Origin of the sequence: Kitasatospora sp. NPDC058444 (genome assembly GCF_042721415.1) — a bacterium.
In the GTDB taxonomy this organism is placed as follows: Bacteria; Actinomycetota; Actinomycetes; order Streptomycetales; family Streptomycetaceae; genus Kitasatospora.
The window spans coordinates 1-14,648 of the sequence record NZ_JBHXLL010000068.1 but is presented as its reverse complement, the minus strand read 5'-3'; the positions used below and the strand labels follow the sequence as shown (position 1 = coordinate 14,648).

The following is a 14,648-nucleotide window of genomic DNA, read 5'->3' as shown; positions in this document are numbered from 1 at the left end:
CCAGTTCAGGCCTGGGCGGGAACCTCCGCGGGGCGCTTGAACATCCGGGTGGCGGTGATCTCGCCGTGGATGGTCGGGCCGTCCGGGTCCGGCGCGGCCGGCAGGCCCGGGCGCAGGTGCTCCTCGACCGAGATGTACTTGAGGCCCGCGCGCAGGTCGGCGTCGTTGCGCAGGCGGATCACCAGCGGGAACTCGGCGAGCGCGGTGGTGTCGAACAGGCCGGTGGTGTAGATCAGCTGGACGCCGAGCGCGTCGGCCACGGCCCGCTGGAGCTCCAGCAGGTAGGTGGCGTTGGCGCGGCCGATCGGGTTGTCCAGGAACAGCGTGCCGGCGTGCCGCAGCTGGGACTGGCCGCGGTCGTTGGCGCGCAGCGCGGCCATCGTGCAGTACAGCGCGATCGCCGCGGTGAGCAGCTGGCCGCCGGAGAAGACGTCGGACATCTGGCCGACGCTCACCCGCTCGGCGCGCAGCACCGCGTCGGGCTTGAGGATCTCGACGCTGACGCCCTTGGGGCCGATCGCGGCGGCGACGCCGCGCAGCAGCAGGGACATGCCGTCGCGGCGCAGGTCGCTGTTCTTCCTGACGGCGGCGCGGGTGGCCTCGTCGATGACCTCGCCGAGGCGCTCGACCAGGGTGGCGTGGTCCGGGTCCTCGAAGCGGATCCGGAGGAACTCCTGGCCGGACCACTCCCCCAGGCCCTCGGGCAGCCGGGACAGCCGCTGGGCGGCGCGCAGGGTGGTGAGCGAGGACTCCACCAGGCCGCGCAGCCGGTCCACGATCGAGCCGCGGTTCTTCTCCAGCTGGGCGAGCTCGTCGGTGAGCACCCGCAGCCGGGGCGCGAAGGCCGCGGCCCAGGCGGCGGCGTGCTCGGGCAGCGCGGAGGCGGGCAGTTCGCGGATCTGCTGGCGGGCGGGGGTGCGGACGGCCTCGAAGCGGGCCGCGTTGGCGTGCCGGACCAGGGCGTCGGCGGCGTCGCGGACGGCGAGTTCGGCGCTGGACAGCTCACCGGCGGCGGTGCGCAGGGCGCGGCGGGCCTCGGTGGCTCCGGTGCGGGCCTCGGCCAGCGAGCCCAGGTACGGCTCGACCGGGTCGTCCGGGTCCTCCTGGTGGTCGCGCAGTCCGTCGCGCAGCTGGCCGGCCAGCTCGTCGAAGTCGGCGGCGGCGGCCTGGGCGGTGTCGAAGGTGCGCTGGAGGTCGGCGTGGGCGGTGCGGGCGGCGTCCAGGGCCTCACGGCGCTCGGCGAGGCGGCTGGTGGCGGTGCGCAGCAGGGCCTGGGCGTGCTCCGGATCGGTGGGGACGAGGTCCTCGGGCAGCTCGGTGTGCGCCTCGCCGTCGGCGGGGGCGGAGCGTTCGGCCTCGCCGCGCAGCCGGCCGAGCTGCTCGCTGGCGGCGGCCGAGCGGGCCTCGATGGTGGCGACCAGCTCCTCGGCGCGGGCGGCGGCGGCCTGGCGGGCCGGGCCGTCGGCGCCGTCGGGGCTGCCGAGGAGTTCCTCGGCGCGGGTGCGCACCTTGTTGGTGAGGCGGTCGAGTTCGGCCGCGGCGGCGGCCTCGTCGCCCTCGGCGCGGGCCTGTTCGGCGCGCAGGTCGGCGCCGACGCCGACCTTCTCGTACAGCTGGGAGGCGGCGCGGTAGGCCTCGCGCAGGGCGGGCAGCGCGGCGGGGGCGGTCTCGGCGGGCTCGTCGGACTGCTCGGCGGCGGGGATCTCGGCTCGTTCGGCGCGCAGCGCGCGGGCCGTGCGGCGGGCGTCGTCGGCGGCGCGCTGGGCGGCGCGGCGGTCCTCGTCGCAGGTGCGGGCGCGCTCGGCGCACAGCGCCTGGCGGCGGTCACACTCGGCGGCGTCCTCGGCGAGTTCGCGCTGGCGGCGGGCCCAGTTGCCGCGCTCGCGCAGCCGGAAGGCGAGGCCGGAGAGGGCGTCGGCGCGGCGGCGGGCGCGCTGGGCGGCCTCGCGGTGCTCCTCGTGGGCGGAGGCGGCCACCGCGTGGTCGGTCTCGGCCTCGTCGTGGTCGGCGCGCAGCGTGGCCAGGGCGGCGGCGGCCTGCTCGGCGTGCTCGCGGGCGGCCTCGGCGGCGACGGCGAGTTCGGCGAGGGTGCCGGGCGGGCAGCTGGCGTGCCAGGAGGCGAGGCGGGCGGCGAGGGCGCGGTCGGCGCCGAGGCGGCCGGCCAGTTCGCGGATGTGCTCCTCGCGGGCGCTCGCCCGGGCGCGCAGTTCGCGGCGCTCGCCGTCGGCGGCGGACTCGTCGTGCATGGCCGGGTTCGGCGGGACGAGGAAGAAGGCGGGCTCGTCGGTGATCGGGGCGATCAGCGAGGCGGCGGCGCCGACGGCGACGGTGGAGCGCGGCAGCAGGGCGGCGGCCTGCAGGGCCTCGCGGGCGCGCTCCAGCGAGGACGGGTCGGTGACGACCACGCCGTCGACCAGTTCGGGGCGGGCGGCGAGGATCGCCTCGTGGTCGGCCGGGTCGACGGACTGGGCGAGGTAGCGCCAGCCGGGCAGGGCCGGGATGCCGTGCTCGGCGAGGTACTCGACGGTGGCGAGCACGTCCGGGCCGGGCGGCAGCAGACCGCCGTCGCCGAGGGCCGCGAGAATGCGGGAGTCGTCCGCGGCGGCCGTACGGAGGTCGAACAGGGTGCGTTCGGCGGTGGCGATGGACTCGTCGAGGAGTTCGCGCAGGTACTCGGCGTTGCGGTCGAGCACGGAGGGGGTGAGGAAGCCCGCGTCCTCGTCGGCCCCTTCCTGGTAGGGGGTCAGGGAGAGCAGGTCGGCGAGGCGCTCCTCGGTGGCGAGCAGGGCGGCGGTGCGCTGCTCGGCGGCGAGGGCGCGGGCGGCGTCCTTGCGGGCGTCGCCGGCCCGCTCGGCGGCGAGTTCGGCGCGCGAGGTGGCGGCGGCGGCCTCGCGCAGCCGGGTGGCGGCGGACTCGGCGGCGGTACGGGCCTGGGCGAGCGCGGCGGCGGCGGCCTTCTCGACGTCGGCGGCGTGCAGCGCGGCGCGGGCCGGGTCCACGTCGCCGTCGGCGTCGATGAAGCCGGCCGAGACGGCGGCCTCGGTCTCCTGCTCGACCTCGGCGAGGCGCTGGCGCAGGTGCTCGGCCTCGCTGCGGGCCTTCTGGGCGGCGGTGGCGGCCTCGGTGGCGTCGGACTGCGCCTTGCCGCCGTCCGCCTGGAGTTCGCCCGCGCGCTCCTCCTCGGTGTCGGCGCGGGACTCGGCGGCCGCGGCGGCGGCCTCCAGGGCGCGGGCCAGGGCGGTCGCGGCGCGGGCGCGGGCGGCGAGCGCGGGGGCGGCGTCCAGTTCGGCCTCGCGGATGGCGGCGGCGACCCGGGCGACCCGGTCGGCGGCGGCGCGCTGGCGCAGCACCGCCTCGGCCGCCTGCCAGGCGGAGTGCAGGGTGCGGGCGTCGATGAGTTCGCGGCGCAGCGCGGCGGCCTCGGCGGTGGCCGCGGTGAGGCTCAACGTGGCGTGCCGGTGGGTGAGTTCGTCGGTGATCAGGCTGTGCCGGGTGCGGTCGGCCTCGGCGGCGGTGACGGCGCCCGCGGCGGCGGCCACCTCGATGGCGAGGTCCTGGGCGCGGTCGCGTTCGGCGGTGGCGCGGGAGGCGAGGGCGTGGGCGAGGCGGCGGGTGCGGCGCTCGGCGGTGCGGTGGGCCTCGCGGACGGTCTCGCGGGCGGTGGTGGCCTCGGCGATCCGCTCCAGGAGGTCCAGCGAGCCGGCGGTGAAGTCGCGTTCGGCGGTGAGTTCGGCGCGGCGGCCGAGCTTGGCGGCGAAGCCGTGCACGAGGTCGGCGAGGCCGTCGGTGTCCCGGGTGTCGGTGACGGCGCGCAGCAGGAGGTCGGTGAAGTCGCTGTCGTGCTTGACCGCGAAGAGGCCGGCCGCCTCGCCCTCGTCGGCGTTCATCTCGCGCTGGTAGCGGAAGAGTTCGGGGTCGAGGCCGAGTTCGCCGAGGTGCTCGGTCCAGCGGTCGTGGCCGTCCTCGAAGACCAGGTCGAGGTGGGGGTGGGCCTTGCCGGCCTCGGTGAGGGCGTCGCGGAAGCCCTTCATGGTGCGGCGGCGGCCGCGGGCCTTCTGGTCGCCGGCCAGGCTGACCCGTTCGGCGACCGGCAGCGAGTCGAGGGTCAGGCCGGGGCCGGGGCGGAAGGAGTACCAGGTCTCGGCGAACTTGCGCGGGTCGGAGGAGACCTGTCGGCCGCGCCACTCGCTGACCTTGCCGACCACGATCAGCTCGCCGGTGACGGTGTGCTGCCACTCCAGGGCGACGTGGCCGCAGTCGTCGGCGAGCAGGAACTTGCGCAGCACGCCGGAGCTGGCGCCGCCGAGGGTGTTGCGGTGGCCGGGGAGCATGACCGAGAAGATCAGCTTGAGCAGGACGGACTTGCCGCCGCCGTTCTCGAGGAAGAGCACGCCGGCGGGGGCGGGGCGGCGGACCGGGCCCTCGGTGTCCTCGCCGAACAGGCCGATCTGCTGCGGGGCCGGGTCGGCGACCGGCTCGCCGACGCCGCGCAGGTCGAGCACCGTGTCGGCGTAACGGGCGCCGGCCGGTCCGATCGAGTAGAGGCGGACCCGGTTGAGCTCGTACATGTGCGGCGGTTCTCCGTGGCTTGCGTGGCGTGAGGGATGGGCGGCGGGCCGGCTCGGGGCGGGTGGGCCTGGGCCGACGCGGTGGTCCGGGACCGGCGCGGTGGTCGGGACCGGGTGCGCTCGGCGGGCGGCCGGCGCGGTGGGCTCGGAGCGGGTGGACTCAGAGAGCGCCGGGGCTCAGAGCGAGTGGAACGGCAGGCCCGCGTCGGCGACCAGTTCGTCGCCGGTGTCCGGCGGCAGCAGGCTGGCGGTGCCGTCGGAGACCGGGACGATGCCGAGGTCGAGCAGTTCGGCCATGGCCGCGCTGCCCGCCAGGTCGCGCACCTGGAGCTGGTAGCGGGCGGTGGTGCGGTAGGTGCCGCCGGAGTCGTCGGAGACCTTCTGCAGGAAGCCCGAGTCGACCAGGAACAGCACGGCCTTGGCGACGATGCCGATGGTGGAGCCGGAGAGCCGGCGGGCGTCCTTGGTGGCGCCGGTGGCGGTGCGCCGGGCCCAGACCCGCCAGGCGGCCTCCAGGCCGGGGGCGTCGGAGGCCGGGTCGGTGTTGGCGCCCTCGGCGTCGGCCTGCTCCTCCAGCCGGCGGCAGGCCTGGCGGACGAAGGAGTCGACGCCGTTGACGGTGATCCGGCCGAGGTAACCGTCGTCGGCGAGGTCCTCCGGGCGGGGGAAGGCCATCGCGGCGACGGCCAGGTGGGCGAGGCCGTGCAGGAAGCGGTCGGTGGACTCGGAGGCGGCGCGGCGCGAGTAGTCGCCCATCCGGACGGCGAACAGCGAGTCCTCGGCGGCGGCCACGGCCATGCCGGCCCGGGGGGAGACCTCCAGGACGACCAGGCCCATGCCGGTGGCGATGGCGTCGGCGAGCCGGGCGAACGGAGGGTCCTCGCGGTGGCGGCGCACCAGCTCGGCGTACTCGGCGTCCCGGGCGGGCAGCAGCTTGGCCTGGAGGCCGAAGGAGACCAGCCGGGCGGCGTCCGCGACGTCGGCCGGGGTGATCGGTGCGGGGGCCGCGGGTTCGCTCTCGGTCGCCCAGGACGTGTCGTGGTGGGTCGTCACGGGCGGTGCTCCTCGGGGGTGGCGCGGTGGTTACGGTTCGTCAAGGTTGATCCCGGCAACGTGTGCTTCCCGGCCGGTCAGCCGGCGTCCTTGCGGTCGGCGGCCATGCCGACCGCGTCGAGCAGGGCGCTGCCGACGATCAGGTCAGCGCCGCCGAACTCCGGGTCGCGCAGCGGGGTGCCGTCGTCCACGGCGAACAGCAGCCGCTCCTCGCCCTGGCGGTAGGCGGTGCCGACCGGCGGGCTGGCGGCGTGCACGGCGAGCAGGGCGACCAGGTACGGCAGGTCCGGGTCCTGCTTGCGGGCGTCGGCGAGCAGGCCGGAGAGCCGGCGGGGGGCGTCCGGGGGCAGGTCGAGCAGGACCATCGCGGACTCCAGCTGGGCCTCGGAGAAGCGGCTGTCGTCCGGGGTGGCGACCAGGTCCGGGTCGGGCAGCTCGGCGCCGAGGTGCTCGCGTTCGACCGGCGGGGTGAGCAGCAGGTCGACCAGGTCGGCGACCCGGACCGAGACGGGGGTGCGCAGACCGGCGCCACGGGCGAAGAACGCGCCGGTGGGGCGGACGGCCTGCTCTATCGGCAGCCGCAGCACGGGGGCGAGCAGCTGCCCGTAGAGGTCGATGCCGCTGCGGGCGCCGGGGGTGGCGAAGGCCTGGCGGTCCTGCTCGGCGCGGAACAGCGGGCCGGCCTCCAGCAGGCGGGTCTGGAGCTGGGTGTGGCGGCGGATGCAGTCCTTGACGATGTCGACCAGCTCGGCGGCGCGGCGCTTGTGCTCCGGGTCCTCGGCCTCGTCGCGGGCCTTGCGGATGTTGGTGAGAATCGCGTTCTCGTGCCGGTAGCGGTCCGCGATGTGGTCCAGCGCCTCCTCGATGAGATCGGGGATGGCGCGCATCCAGTCGACGGCGCGGACGTTGCGGCGGGTGGCGTCCAGGGCGCGGCGGAGCGTCTCGGCGTACTGGACGGTGCGGTAGCGGGCCTGCTCGGCGGCGAGCTGGGCGTCGGCCAGCCGGCCGCGGCGGATCAGCACCTCCAGCTTGACCTCGGCGGCGATCTGGGCCGAGGTGACGTCGGTGTCGAGCGCGCCGACCAGGACGTTGACCGCCTCGTCGGTGGTGCGCAGGTAGACGCCGCCGTCCGGGCCGGGGACCTCCTCGATCAGCTTGAAGTCGTAGTCCCGGCGGACGTACTCGCCGTCCGCGCCGAAAGTGCCGTAGACCGCGCGGAAGCCGCGGTCCACGCTGCCGACGTTGATCAGCGACTCCAGCACCCAGCGGGCGACCCGCTCGTGCTCTGCGGCGGGACGGCCGACGGCCTGGACGGCGACCCGGGGCAGCAGCCGGGCGAGCACTATCTCGCGGTCGGCCCCGGTGTCGAAGTCCATGTTCAGGGTGACCAGGTCGATCGCGGCGAGGCCGACCTCGGCCATCGCGTAGCCGCCGTACTCGCCGGCCAGGTTGACCTTGCGGTTGTCCAGGTCGTGCAGCGGGGCGGTGCAGGCCAGCGCCTTGAGCCGGCGGGCCAGGCCCTCGTCGGCGGCGGGGCCGGGCGCGGTGCGCGCGGCGGCCGGGCCGGCGGGCGGTCGGAGGCCGGGCTCGGTGGGCGGGTCTGCGATGGCGGTCACGGGGGACAAGATTAGAGGTTCGCACCGACATCGACCGAAACGGACCTTGCGGGCGGGCGGAGCGGCAGGTGGGCGGTGATGTGGATGACGGATTCAGAACGTGGTTTCGACGAGATCGCGCCATTCCCGAACCGGCATTCGAGAAAAGCGTGAGGGCGGCGCGCTTGTTCGGTGATGATCGACCTATGATCACCCGACTGGCCAAAGCGGGCCTCGCCGCCGCGCTGTCCGTGACCACCTTCGCCACCGGCGCCGTCCTCGTCACCGGCGCCACCGCCGCGGCGGCCGCACCGGCCGCCACCACAGCCGCCTCCGCCCAGCACGTGACCGTGTCGCAGAGCGGGAACTACCCGGGCGGCTTCTTCACCACCGGAAACATGTCGGCGGGCTGGACCTCGTCCGGCACCGCGGACCTGACCGGCCCGACACACTTCACCGTCGACCTGCCGCCCGGCGTCACCACCGACGGCGCGATGTTCTACTCCATGCCGTACGACTACACCTTCAGCTCCACCCTCTCCCCCGACGGCCGCCACCTGGAGGCCGTACTGAACGGCACCCGGGTGGTCGGGAAGTACGAGTTCATGAAGCTCAGCCTGCGCACCACGCCCGGCGTGCCGATCGCCGGCGTGATCACGGTGACGGCCGCCAACCCCAACGACACCGACCCGACCGGCCACGTCTCCCGCTACGACCTGGGCACCCAGAGCCTCCTGCCGGCGACCGTCCAGGCCGCCCCGGCCGTCACCGGCCTCGGCACCACCACCGGCCCGGGCGCGGGCGGCACCGCGCTGACCGTCAGCGGCAGCAACCTCACCAACGGCATGGTGCTGGTCGGCGGCGTCCCGGCACCCGGCGGCTGCACCGACACCACCTGCACGGTGACCACCCCGGGCGGCTCGGGCAGCGCCCCCGTCACCGTGGTGACGCCCGGCGGCACCGCCGCGGCCCCGGCCGCCTTCGACTACACCGGTGCCCCGCCGCCGGCCCCGGCCGCACCGGCGGTCAGCAGCCTCTCCCCCGCGTCGGGGCCGGCCGCCGGTGGGGCCAGGGTGAACGTGTTCGGCAGCAACCTGACGTACGGGACGGTGGCCTTCGGCGGCGTGCCGGCCACCCACGTCTCCTGCGGCCCGTCCTTCTGCACGGCCACGGCCCCGGCGGGCGCCCAGGCCGGGCCGGTCGGCGTCACCGTCACGACGGCGGGCGGGACCAGCGCTCCGGTGACGTACACCTACACGGCGTAACGACAGCGGGCGGCGTCCCGCCCGCCACTGGTGCCCGGGCTCGGCGGAGCCCGGGCACCAGTGCGTTCCGGGCCGGGCCTCCCGCGACGTCGGGCGCCCCGCCCCCGATCGGCGACGCGCGATCCCACCCGACCTCGCGCACCCCCGGGAGCCCCACCGACCCGGGCTGCCCCCGCACGCCCGGCCACCCTGGTCGACCAGGTCGCCCTCTCCCCCTGCCGACCCCACCCTGCATGGCGAGTTGAACACGTTCAAAAGATAGGTCTAGAGTCGGTTCCGCGCAGGCGGCACAAGGCTCCGCCCGCACTTCGGCATGCTCGGCATGGAGGTGGGCGAGATGAACGGCGACTCCGCGGTCATCCTTCGCAAGGTCCGACGGTGGCTCTGGTTCTTCCTGGTCTGCCTGGTGCTCAGCGGTCTGACCGCGTTCCCGCTGGAGACCGAGACCCGCTGGCTGGTCGACTTCGCCTCCGGGCCGGCCGCCCCGCTGAGCGACCGTCTCCCCGCCGCGGCGGCCTGGCTCGAGCGGGTCCACACGGGCGTCGCCGAGACCAACGCGCGCTACCCCTTCCTGGCCTACGGCACCGACTGGCTGGCCTTCGCCCACCTGGTGATCGCCGCCGCCTTCTGGGGACCGCTCAAGGACCCGGTCCGCAACATCTGGGTGATCCGCTGGGCCGTGCTCGCCTGTGGGGCCGTCATCCCGCTCGCGCTGATCTGCGGGCCGCTGCGCGGGATCCCGCTGATCTGGCGATTCGTCGACATATCGTTCGGAGTGTTCGGCGTCATACCGCTGCTGATCGTGCTGCGGGCGCTGCGTCCGCTGGAGCGCTCGTTCCGCGCCCCGGCGACCACCGGCTGACTCCCGGGCGGCCCGCGCCCGCTCGCGCTCCGGCGCGCCCCGCGCGGCGCCGCCCCGGGGCGTGCGGCCCGGGGCACACGCCGCGGTGCCCGCCGGGCTCCGGGTCGCGCGGCAACGGCCTTCACCCTCAGGCCCTACCATCTGGCTCAACAGCTGCTGGGAGGCGGACGGGCGTGGCCGATGCGGTGATCGATCTCAATGCGGACCTCGGCGAGGGGTTCGGACGCTGGACCCTGACCGACGACGAGGCACTGCTGTCCGTGGTGACCAGCGCCAACGTCGCCTGCGGGTTCCACGCCGGGGACCCGTCGACGATGCGCCGGGTCTGCGCGCTGGCGGCCGAGCGCGGCGTCCGGATCGGTGCCCAGGTCTCCTACCGCGACCTGGCCGGCTTCGGCCGCCGCGCGATGGACGTGCCCCCGGAGGAGCTCGCCGACGAGATCGCGTACCAGATCGGCGCCCTCCAGGTGTTCGCCCGGGCGGCCGGTTCCAAGGTCTCCTACGTCAAGCCGCACGGCGCCCTCTACAACCGGGTGGTCGGCGACTCCGAGCAGGCCGAGGCCGTGGTGGCCGGCGTGCTGCGGGCGGGCGCGGTCTGCGACGGGCCGCTGCCCGTGCTCGGCCTGCCGGGCTCGCTGTTGCTGGAGGTGGCCGAGGGGGTGGGGCTCCCGGTGGTCGCCGAGGCCTTCGCCGACCGCGCGTACACCCGCACCGGCACCCTCGTCCCGCGCCGCGAGCCGGACGCGGTGGTGCACGACCCCGAGTCGGTGATCACCCGCGCCGTCGGCATCGCCCGGGACGGCACGGTGGAGGCCACCGGCGGCGAGCGGATCGCCGTCAAGGCCCGCTCGCTGTGCGTCCACGGCGACACCCCCGGCGCCGCCCAGCTCGCCTGGCGGATCCGCGGCGCCCTGGCCTCCGCCGGCGTCCGGGTGGAGGCGTTCACGTGACGGGCCCGCACCTGCCCGGCCCTCGCACGGCGGCGCGGACGGTGCGCCGGGTCGGTGACCGGGCCCTGCTGGTCGAGCTGCCCGGGACGGCCGAGGTGGCGGCGCTGTACGACTGGCTGAGCGAGCGCCGGGAGGCGGGGGCGTTCGGCGCGGTGGAGGAGCTGATACCCGCCGCGCGCACCCTGCTGCTGGACGGCGTCGCGGACGTCGACGCGGTGGCGGCACTGCTGCGCACCGCCCGTCCGGCGACGGCCGGGGTGGTGCGCGGGCCGCTGGTGGAGGTCCCGACCGTGTACGACGGCGCCGACCTGGCCGGGATCGCCGCACTCTGGGGGGTGTCCGAGGAGGCCGCCGTCCGGATCCACACCGAAGCCGAGTACGTCGTCGCGTTCTGCGGCTTCGCCCCCGGCTTCGGCTACCTCACCGGCCTCCCGGCACGGTACGAGGTGCCGCGCCGGGCCACCCCGCGCAGCTCCGTCCCGGCCGGGTCGGTCGCCCTGGCCGGCCCGTACACCGGTGTCTACCCGCACCCCTCGCCCGGCGGCTGGCAGCTGATCGGCCGGACGGCGCTCGCCCTCTGGGACGCCGACCGCGAGCCCCCCGCCCTGCTGGCCCCGGGCACCCGGGTCCGCTTCACGGCCGAACGAGCCTGAAGGGGGCTGAAGTTGAGCGAACTGCTGGTGGAACGGCCGGGGCCGCTGACCACGATCCAGGACCTCGGACGGCGCGGGGTCGCCCACCTCGGGGTGCCGAGGGCCGGGGCACTGGACGAGCCGGCCCTGCGGGCGGCCAACCGGCTGGTGGGCAACGAGCCAGGGGCCGCCGCGCTGGAGACCACGCTCGGCGGGGTCGCGCTGCGGGCGGTCGGGACGGTGCTGGTCGCCGTCACCGGCGCCCCCTCGCCCGTCCGGGTCGACGGCCGACCTGCCGCGTGGGGCGCGCCGGTCGTGGTGCCGGCCGGGGCGCTGTTCGAGGTGGGGCCGGCCACGGCCGGGGTCCGCGGCTACCTGGCAGTGGCGGGCGGGATCGCCGTCCCGCCGGTGCTCGGCAGCCGCTCGGCGGATCTGCTCTCCGGACTCGGGCCGGCGCCGCTGGCCGTCGGGGACCGGCTGCCGGTCGGCGCCCCGCCGCCCTACCGGGCCCGGCCCGAGCTGGTACCGCTGCCCGCTCCCCCGGCCGAGCTGGTGCTGCGGCTGCGGCTCGGACCGCGCACGGACTGGTTCACCCCGGAGACGGTGGCCCGGTTCGGCCGCGACCGCTACCTGGTCTCCCCGACCGGCAACCGGGTCGGGCTGCGCACCGAGGGGCCGCCGCTCGCCCGTGTCCGGGACGGCGAACTTCCCAGCGAGGGCATGGTGTTGGGTGCCGTGCAGATTCCGCCCGACGGCCAGCCGGTGGTGTTCCTGGCCGACCATCCGACCACCGGCGGCTACCCGGTGATCGGTGTCGTGCCGGCCGGCGACCTCGCGGCCGCCGCACAGGCCAGGCCGGGGACACCGGTGCGCTTCGTGCCCCTGCGGGAGCGGTGAGCGGGAGCGCCTCGCGAGAACGGTGAGCAGGAGCGCCTCGCGGGAGCGCTGAGCGGGAGCGGCGAGTCTCGCGGGAGGTCCGGTTGACGCCCGGGATCCCCGCTCAGCGTCCCAACAGCACCTCGGCGACGGCACGTTGGGCCGCCTCCAGCTCCGTCCCGCCCTCCTCGGCCGCCCAGACCGCGTTCTGCAGCACCCGGGCGAGCGTCCAGGCCGCCGCCACGTCGCGGTCCAGCTCCAGCACCTCGGTCAGCAGGTCGAAGCGCCGCCGCAGCGCCCGGGCGAGGTCTCCGGTGGCCGCCACGTCCGCCCAGCGGTTGTGCAGTGCCGGGAGCAGCTCGAAGCCCGGGTGGCCGGCCAGCGGCTTGGGGTCGATGGCCAGCCAGGGCGCCCGGCCGCTGCCCGGGAGCGGGGCCAGCACATTGCCGTAGTGGAGGTCCCAGTGCAGCAGCCGGTCGCCGGGGTCGGCGCGGACCTCGCACAGGGCGGCCGCGCAGTCGGCGAGCAGGCGCCGCTCCGCCGGATCGGCGAGGGCGGCGACGGCCGCCGGGGCCCGATCCAGCAGGTCGCTCGCCGTGCCCGCCAAGGTCCGCATCCCGCAGGGCGCCTGACGCTGCGTCAATTCCCTCAGCAGTTCGGCGATCACGCGCAGCGCCGCGAGGTCGTCGGGCAGATCGACCAAGGATCGCCCGGGGTCCAGCCGCTCCAACAGCAGGGAGCCGGTGGCCGGTTCGTGGTCGAGCAGCCGAACGGCGCCGCGACCGTCCCAGACCCGCAGGGCGACCGGTTCGCCCACCGTCTCCTGGTCCACGGGCTGGAGCTTGAGCACGGCCGGCAGGCCGTCGGCGCGCAGCACCGGCAGCACCAGCCCGACCACGCCGTGCGCGACCGGCCCGTCCGGGCGCAGCTCCCAGCGGTCGAGCAACTCGTCGGCCAGGGCGGGCAGTCGGGCCACCCAGGCGCGACCCTCGGCGCCGAGGAAGCCCTCCAGGGAAGCGGCCAGCGCGGGCGGCACCTCGACGGCCATCGGGCGGGCTCCTCTCGGGCGGTGCACCTCAGCCTACGACGGGCGGCGGCCGACCCCCCTCGCTCACCCCTGTGCGAGCGCTTGTCCGAGCACCTGCCCGGGCACCTACCCGACCGCCTGTCCGAGCGCCTGCGCCGCGGCGGCCGCGAAGCCGTCCGGGTTGTCGAGCATGATGTTGTGCCCGCAGTCCGGTACCGCGACCACCCGTACGCCTGCCGCGCGGAGGGTGTCGGCGCCGGTCGGCTCGCCGTCCGCCGCCGGGTGGAGGAAGGTGCGCGGGAGGTCGAGGCCGAGCAGCAGCTCGCGCATGGTCGGGTCGGTCGCCCGGACGAGGTAGCGGGCGCTGCGGTGGAGCGCTTCGGGGCCGGCCAGCCGCATGGTGGACCACCAGAACGGGCCGACCCGCTCGGCGACTTCGTCCCGGCCGCCGGCCAGGAACTCCTCCTCGGTGTAGGCCGCGATGCCGCTGCTGCCGGGGCTGCTCCGGTCGGGGTCGACCCGGTCCAGGTTGGCGTCCACCAGGAGCAGCCGCTCGACCAGGTGCGGGTGCCGCTGGGCGAGGACGATCGCGACCGCCCCGCCCATACTGTGGGCGACCACCTCGACCCGGTCCGCCCCGGCGGCCGCGACCGCCGCCGCGACCGCGTCCGCATGCTCCTCCAGGGTGTAGCCGAAGTCCGTCGGCCGGTCGCTGAGGCCGAAGCCGAGCAGGTCCAGCAGCAGCGAGCGCCGTCCGGCGAGCAGCGGGTGGGTGGCGGCGGCCGCGAAGTAGGCCGGCGAGGTGGCGCCGAGGCCGTGCAGGTAGAGCCGGGCCGGCTCGGCGCCGGGCAGCTCGACCCAGCGGATCCGGTCGCCGTTCGGGGTGACGGGGGCCTCGCGCATGCTCTTTCGCTCCTTCTCCAGGGTGTGTCGGCTCCGGGCCTCCGAAAGCACCGGGGCTTCCGAGGTCTCCAGCAACTCCGTGGCCCCGCGGGGCTCCGGAGCCGCCGGCGGACGATCAGGACCATACATCGAATCCGAGGTATAGCGATAGTGAGATACCCATACCCCGAGGGAAGGATCTGAGAGAGTGGCCCCATGCTGAAGCTCGCCATCCTCGGGTTCCTGTACGACCGCCCCCTGCACGGCTACGAGCTGCGCCGCCACCTCGCCGCGCTCACCGGCCACGTCCGCCCGATCAGCGACGGCACGCTCTACCCCGCGATCAAGCGCCTGGAGTCCGACGGACTGCTGGTCCGCGAGACCGAGCCGGGCAGCGCCGCCGCACCCCGGCACACCCTCCACCTCACCGAGGCCGGCCGGGCGGCGCTGCTCGACCGGCTGCGCGAACCCGAGCCGCTCGACGTCAGCGACGAGAACCGCTGGTTCACCCTGCTCGCCTTCCTGCGGCACCTCGCCGACCCCGCCGAACAGGCCGCCGTGCTCCGCCGCCGGCTGGCCTTCCTCGCCGAGCCGGCCAGCTTCTTCTACGAGGGCGACCGCCCGGTGGGCGCCGAGGAGTTCGCCGACCCGTTCCGGCGCGGTCTGCTGCTGGTGGCCCGCGCCACCACCGAGGCCGAACTCGCCTGGCTGCACACGACCCTGGCCGAGCTGGAGGACAGCCCGCGCTAGACAGGCGCTGGACCCGGCCCCCCATGGGCCGTGACCGAGGGCCGGCCGGGGCCGAACGCGCCACGGCCCGGGGCCGCCCGTGGGCGGGGGGGGCGGGGCGCAGGGGGGAGGGTGCGGGGGCCCCGGCGGGGGGGGGTGGGGGGGGTTGGGGGGCCCACCGCGAGGGGGGTGGGTGATTAACAAAAGGA

11 protein-coding genes are annotated in these 14,648 nt (G+C 76.1%); 6 read left to right on the top strand and 5 right to left on the bottom strand.

What is annotated here, in order from left to right; translation table 11 throughout:
* Nucleotides 1-5 precede the first annotated feature (5 nt).
* From ACFWP2_RS37775 to ACFWP2_RS37765, 3 genes are all read right to left on the bottom strand, one after another.
* Complete coding sequence (locus tag ACFWP2_RS37775) at nt 6-4,568, bottom strand: hypothetical protein (protein WP_380460307.1); 4,563 nt, start codon at nt 4,566-4,568, stop codon at nt 6-8.
* Between the two features lie 177 nt (nt 4,569-4,745).
* Nucleotides 4,746-5,621: a hypothetical protein gene (locus ACFWP2_RS37770; RefSeq protein ID WP_360355183.1), complete on the bottom strand. Its 876-nt coding sequence runs from the start codon at nt 5,619-5,621 to the stop codon at nt 4,746-4,748.
* 77 nt (nt 5,622-5,698) lie between these two features.
* Nucleotides 5,699-7,237, bottom strand: a complete 1,539-nt coding sequence (locus ACFWP2_RS37765) for a hypothetical protein (RefSeq protein ID WP_380460305.1) — start codon at nt 7,235-7,237, stop codon at nt 5,699-5,701.
* Nucleotides 7,238-7,422: 185 nt separating this feature from the next.
* Here ACFWP2_RS37765 and ACFWP2_RS37760 point away from each other — a divergent pair, with 185 nt between their 5' ends.
* The 5 genes from ACFWP2_RS37760 (at nt 7,423) to ACFWP2_RS37740 (ending at nt 11,822) form a co-directional block, all read left to right on the top strand.
* Entirely contained in the window at nt 7,423-8,481 is a 1,059-nt protein-coding gene (locus tag ACFWP2_RS37760) for an IPT/TIG domain-containing protein (RefSeq protein ID WP_380460303.1), read from the top strand.
* Between the two features lie 337 nt (nt 8,482-8,818).
* Nucleotides 8,819-9,343 (top strand): hypothetical protein, encoded by a 525-nt coding sequence (locus tag ACFWP2_RS37755; RefSeq protein ID WP_380460301.1) that lies wholly within the window; start codon nt 8,819-8,821, stop codon nt 9,341-9,343.
* A gap of 173 nt (nt 9,344-9,516) precedes the next feature.
* Nucleotides 9,517-10,293: a LamB/YcsF family protein gene (locus ACFWP2_RS37750; protein ID WP_380460299.1), complete on the top strand. Its 777-nt coding sequence runs from the start codon at nt 9,517-9,519 to the stop codon at nt 10,291-10,293.
* The gene (pxpB, locus tag ACFWP2_RS37745; protein WP_380460297.1) at nt 10,290-10,946 is read left to right on the top strand and encodes a 5-oxoprolinase subunit PxpB; all 657 of its coding nucleotides are present in this window, start codon (nt 10,290-10,292) and stop codon (nt 10,944-10,946) included. Before ACFWP2_RS37750 ends, pxpB begins: the two co-directional genes overlap by 4 nt.
* A 12-nt stretch (nt 10,947-10,958) precedes the next feature.
* Nucleotides 10,959-11,822 carry a biotin-dependent carboxyltransferase family protein gene (locus tag ACFWP2_RS37740; RefSeq protein WP_380460295.1) on the top strand — a complete coding sequence of 288 codons (864 nt, stop codon included), beginning with the start codon at nt 10,959-10,961 and terminating at the stop codon, nt 11,820-11,822.
* 103 nt (nt 11,823-11,925) lie between these two features.
* On the opposite strand, the gene ACFWP2_RS37735 is transcribed toward ACFWP2_RS37740, so the two are convergent.
* Together ACFWP2_RS37735 and ACFWP2_RS37730 are read right to left on the bottom strand one after the other, a co-directional pair.
* Nucleotides 11,926-12,849: an aminoglycoside phosphotransferase family protein gene (locus ACFWP2_RS37735; protein WP_380460293.1), complete on the bottom strand. Its 924-nt coding sequence runs from the start codon at nt 12,847-12,849 to the stop codon at nt 11,926-11,928.
* 105 nt (nt 12,850-12,954) lie between these two features.
* Nucleotides 12,955-13,731 (bottom strand): alpha/beta fold hydrolase, encoded by a 777-nt coding sequence (locus tag ACFWP2_RS37730; protein WP_380460291.1) that lies wholly within the window; start codon nt 13,729-13,731, stop codon nt 12,955-12,957.
* 195 nt (nt 13,732-13,926) lie between these two features.
* Between ACFWP2_RS37730 and ACFWP2_RS37725 the strand changes: the two genes are divergently transcribed.
* The gene (locus ACFWP2_RS37725) at nt 13,927-14,460 is read left to right on the top strand and encodes a PadR family transcriptional regulator (protein WP_380460289.1); all 534 of its coding nucleotides are present in this window, start codon (nt 13,927-13,929) and stop codon (nt 14,458-14,460) included.
* Nucleotides 14,461-14,648: the final 188 nt, after the last annotated feature.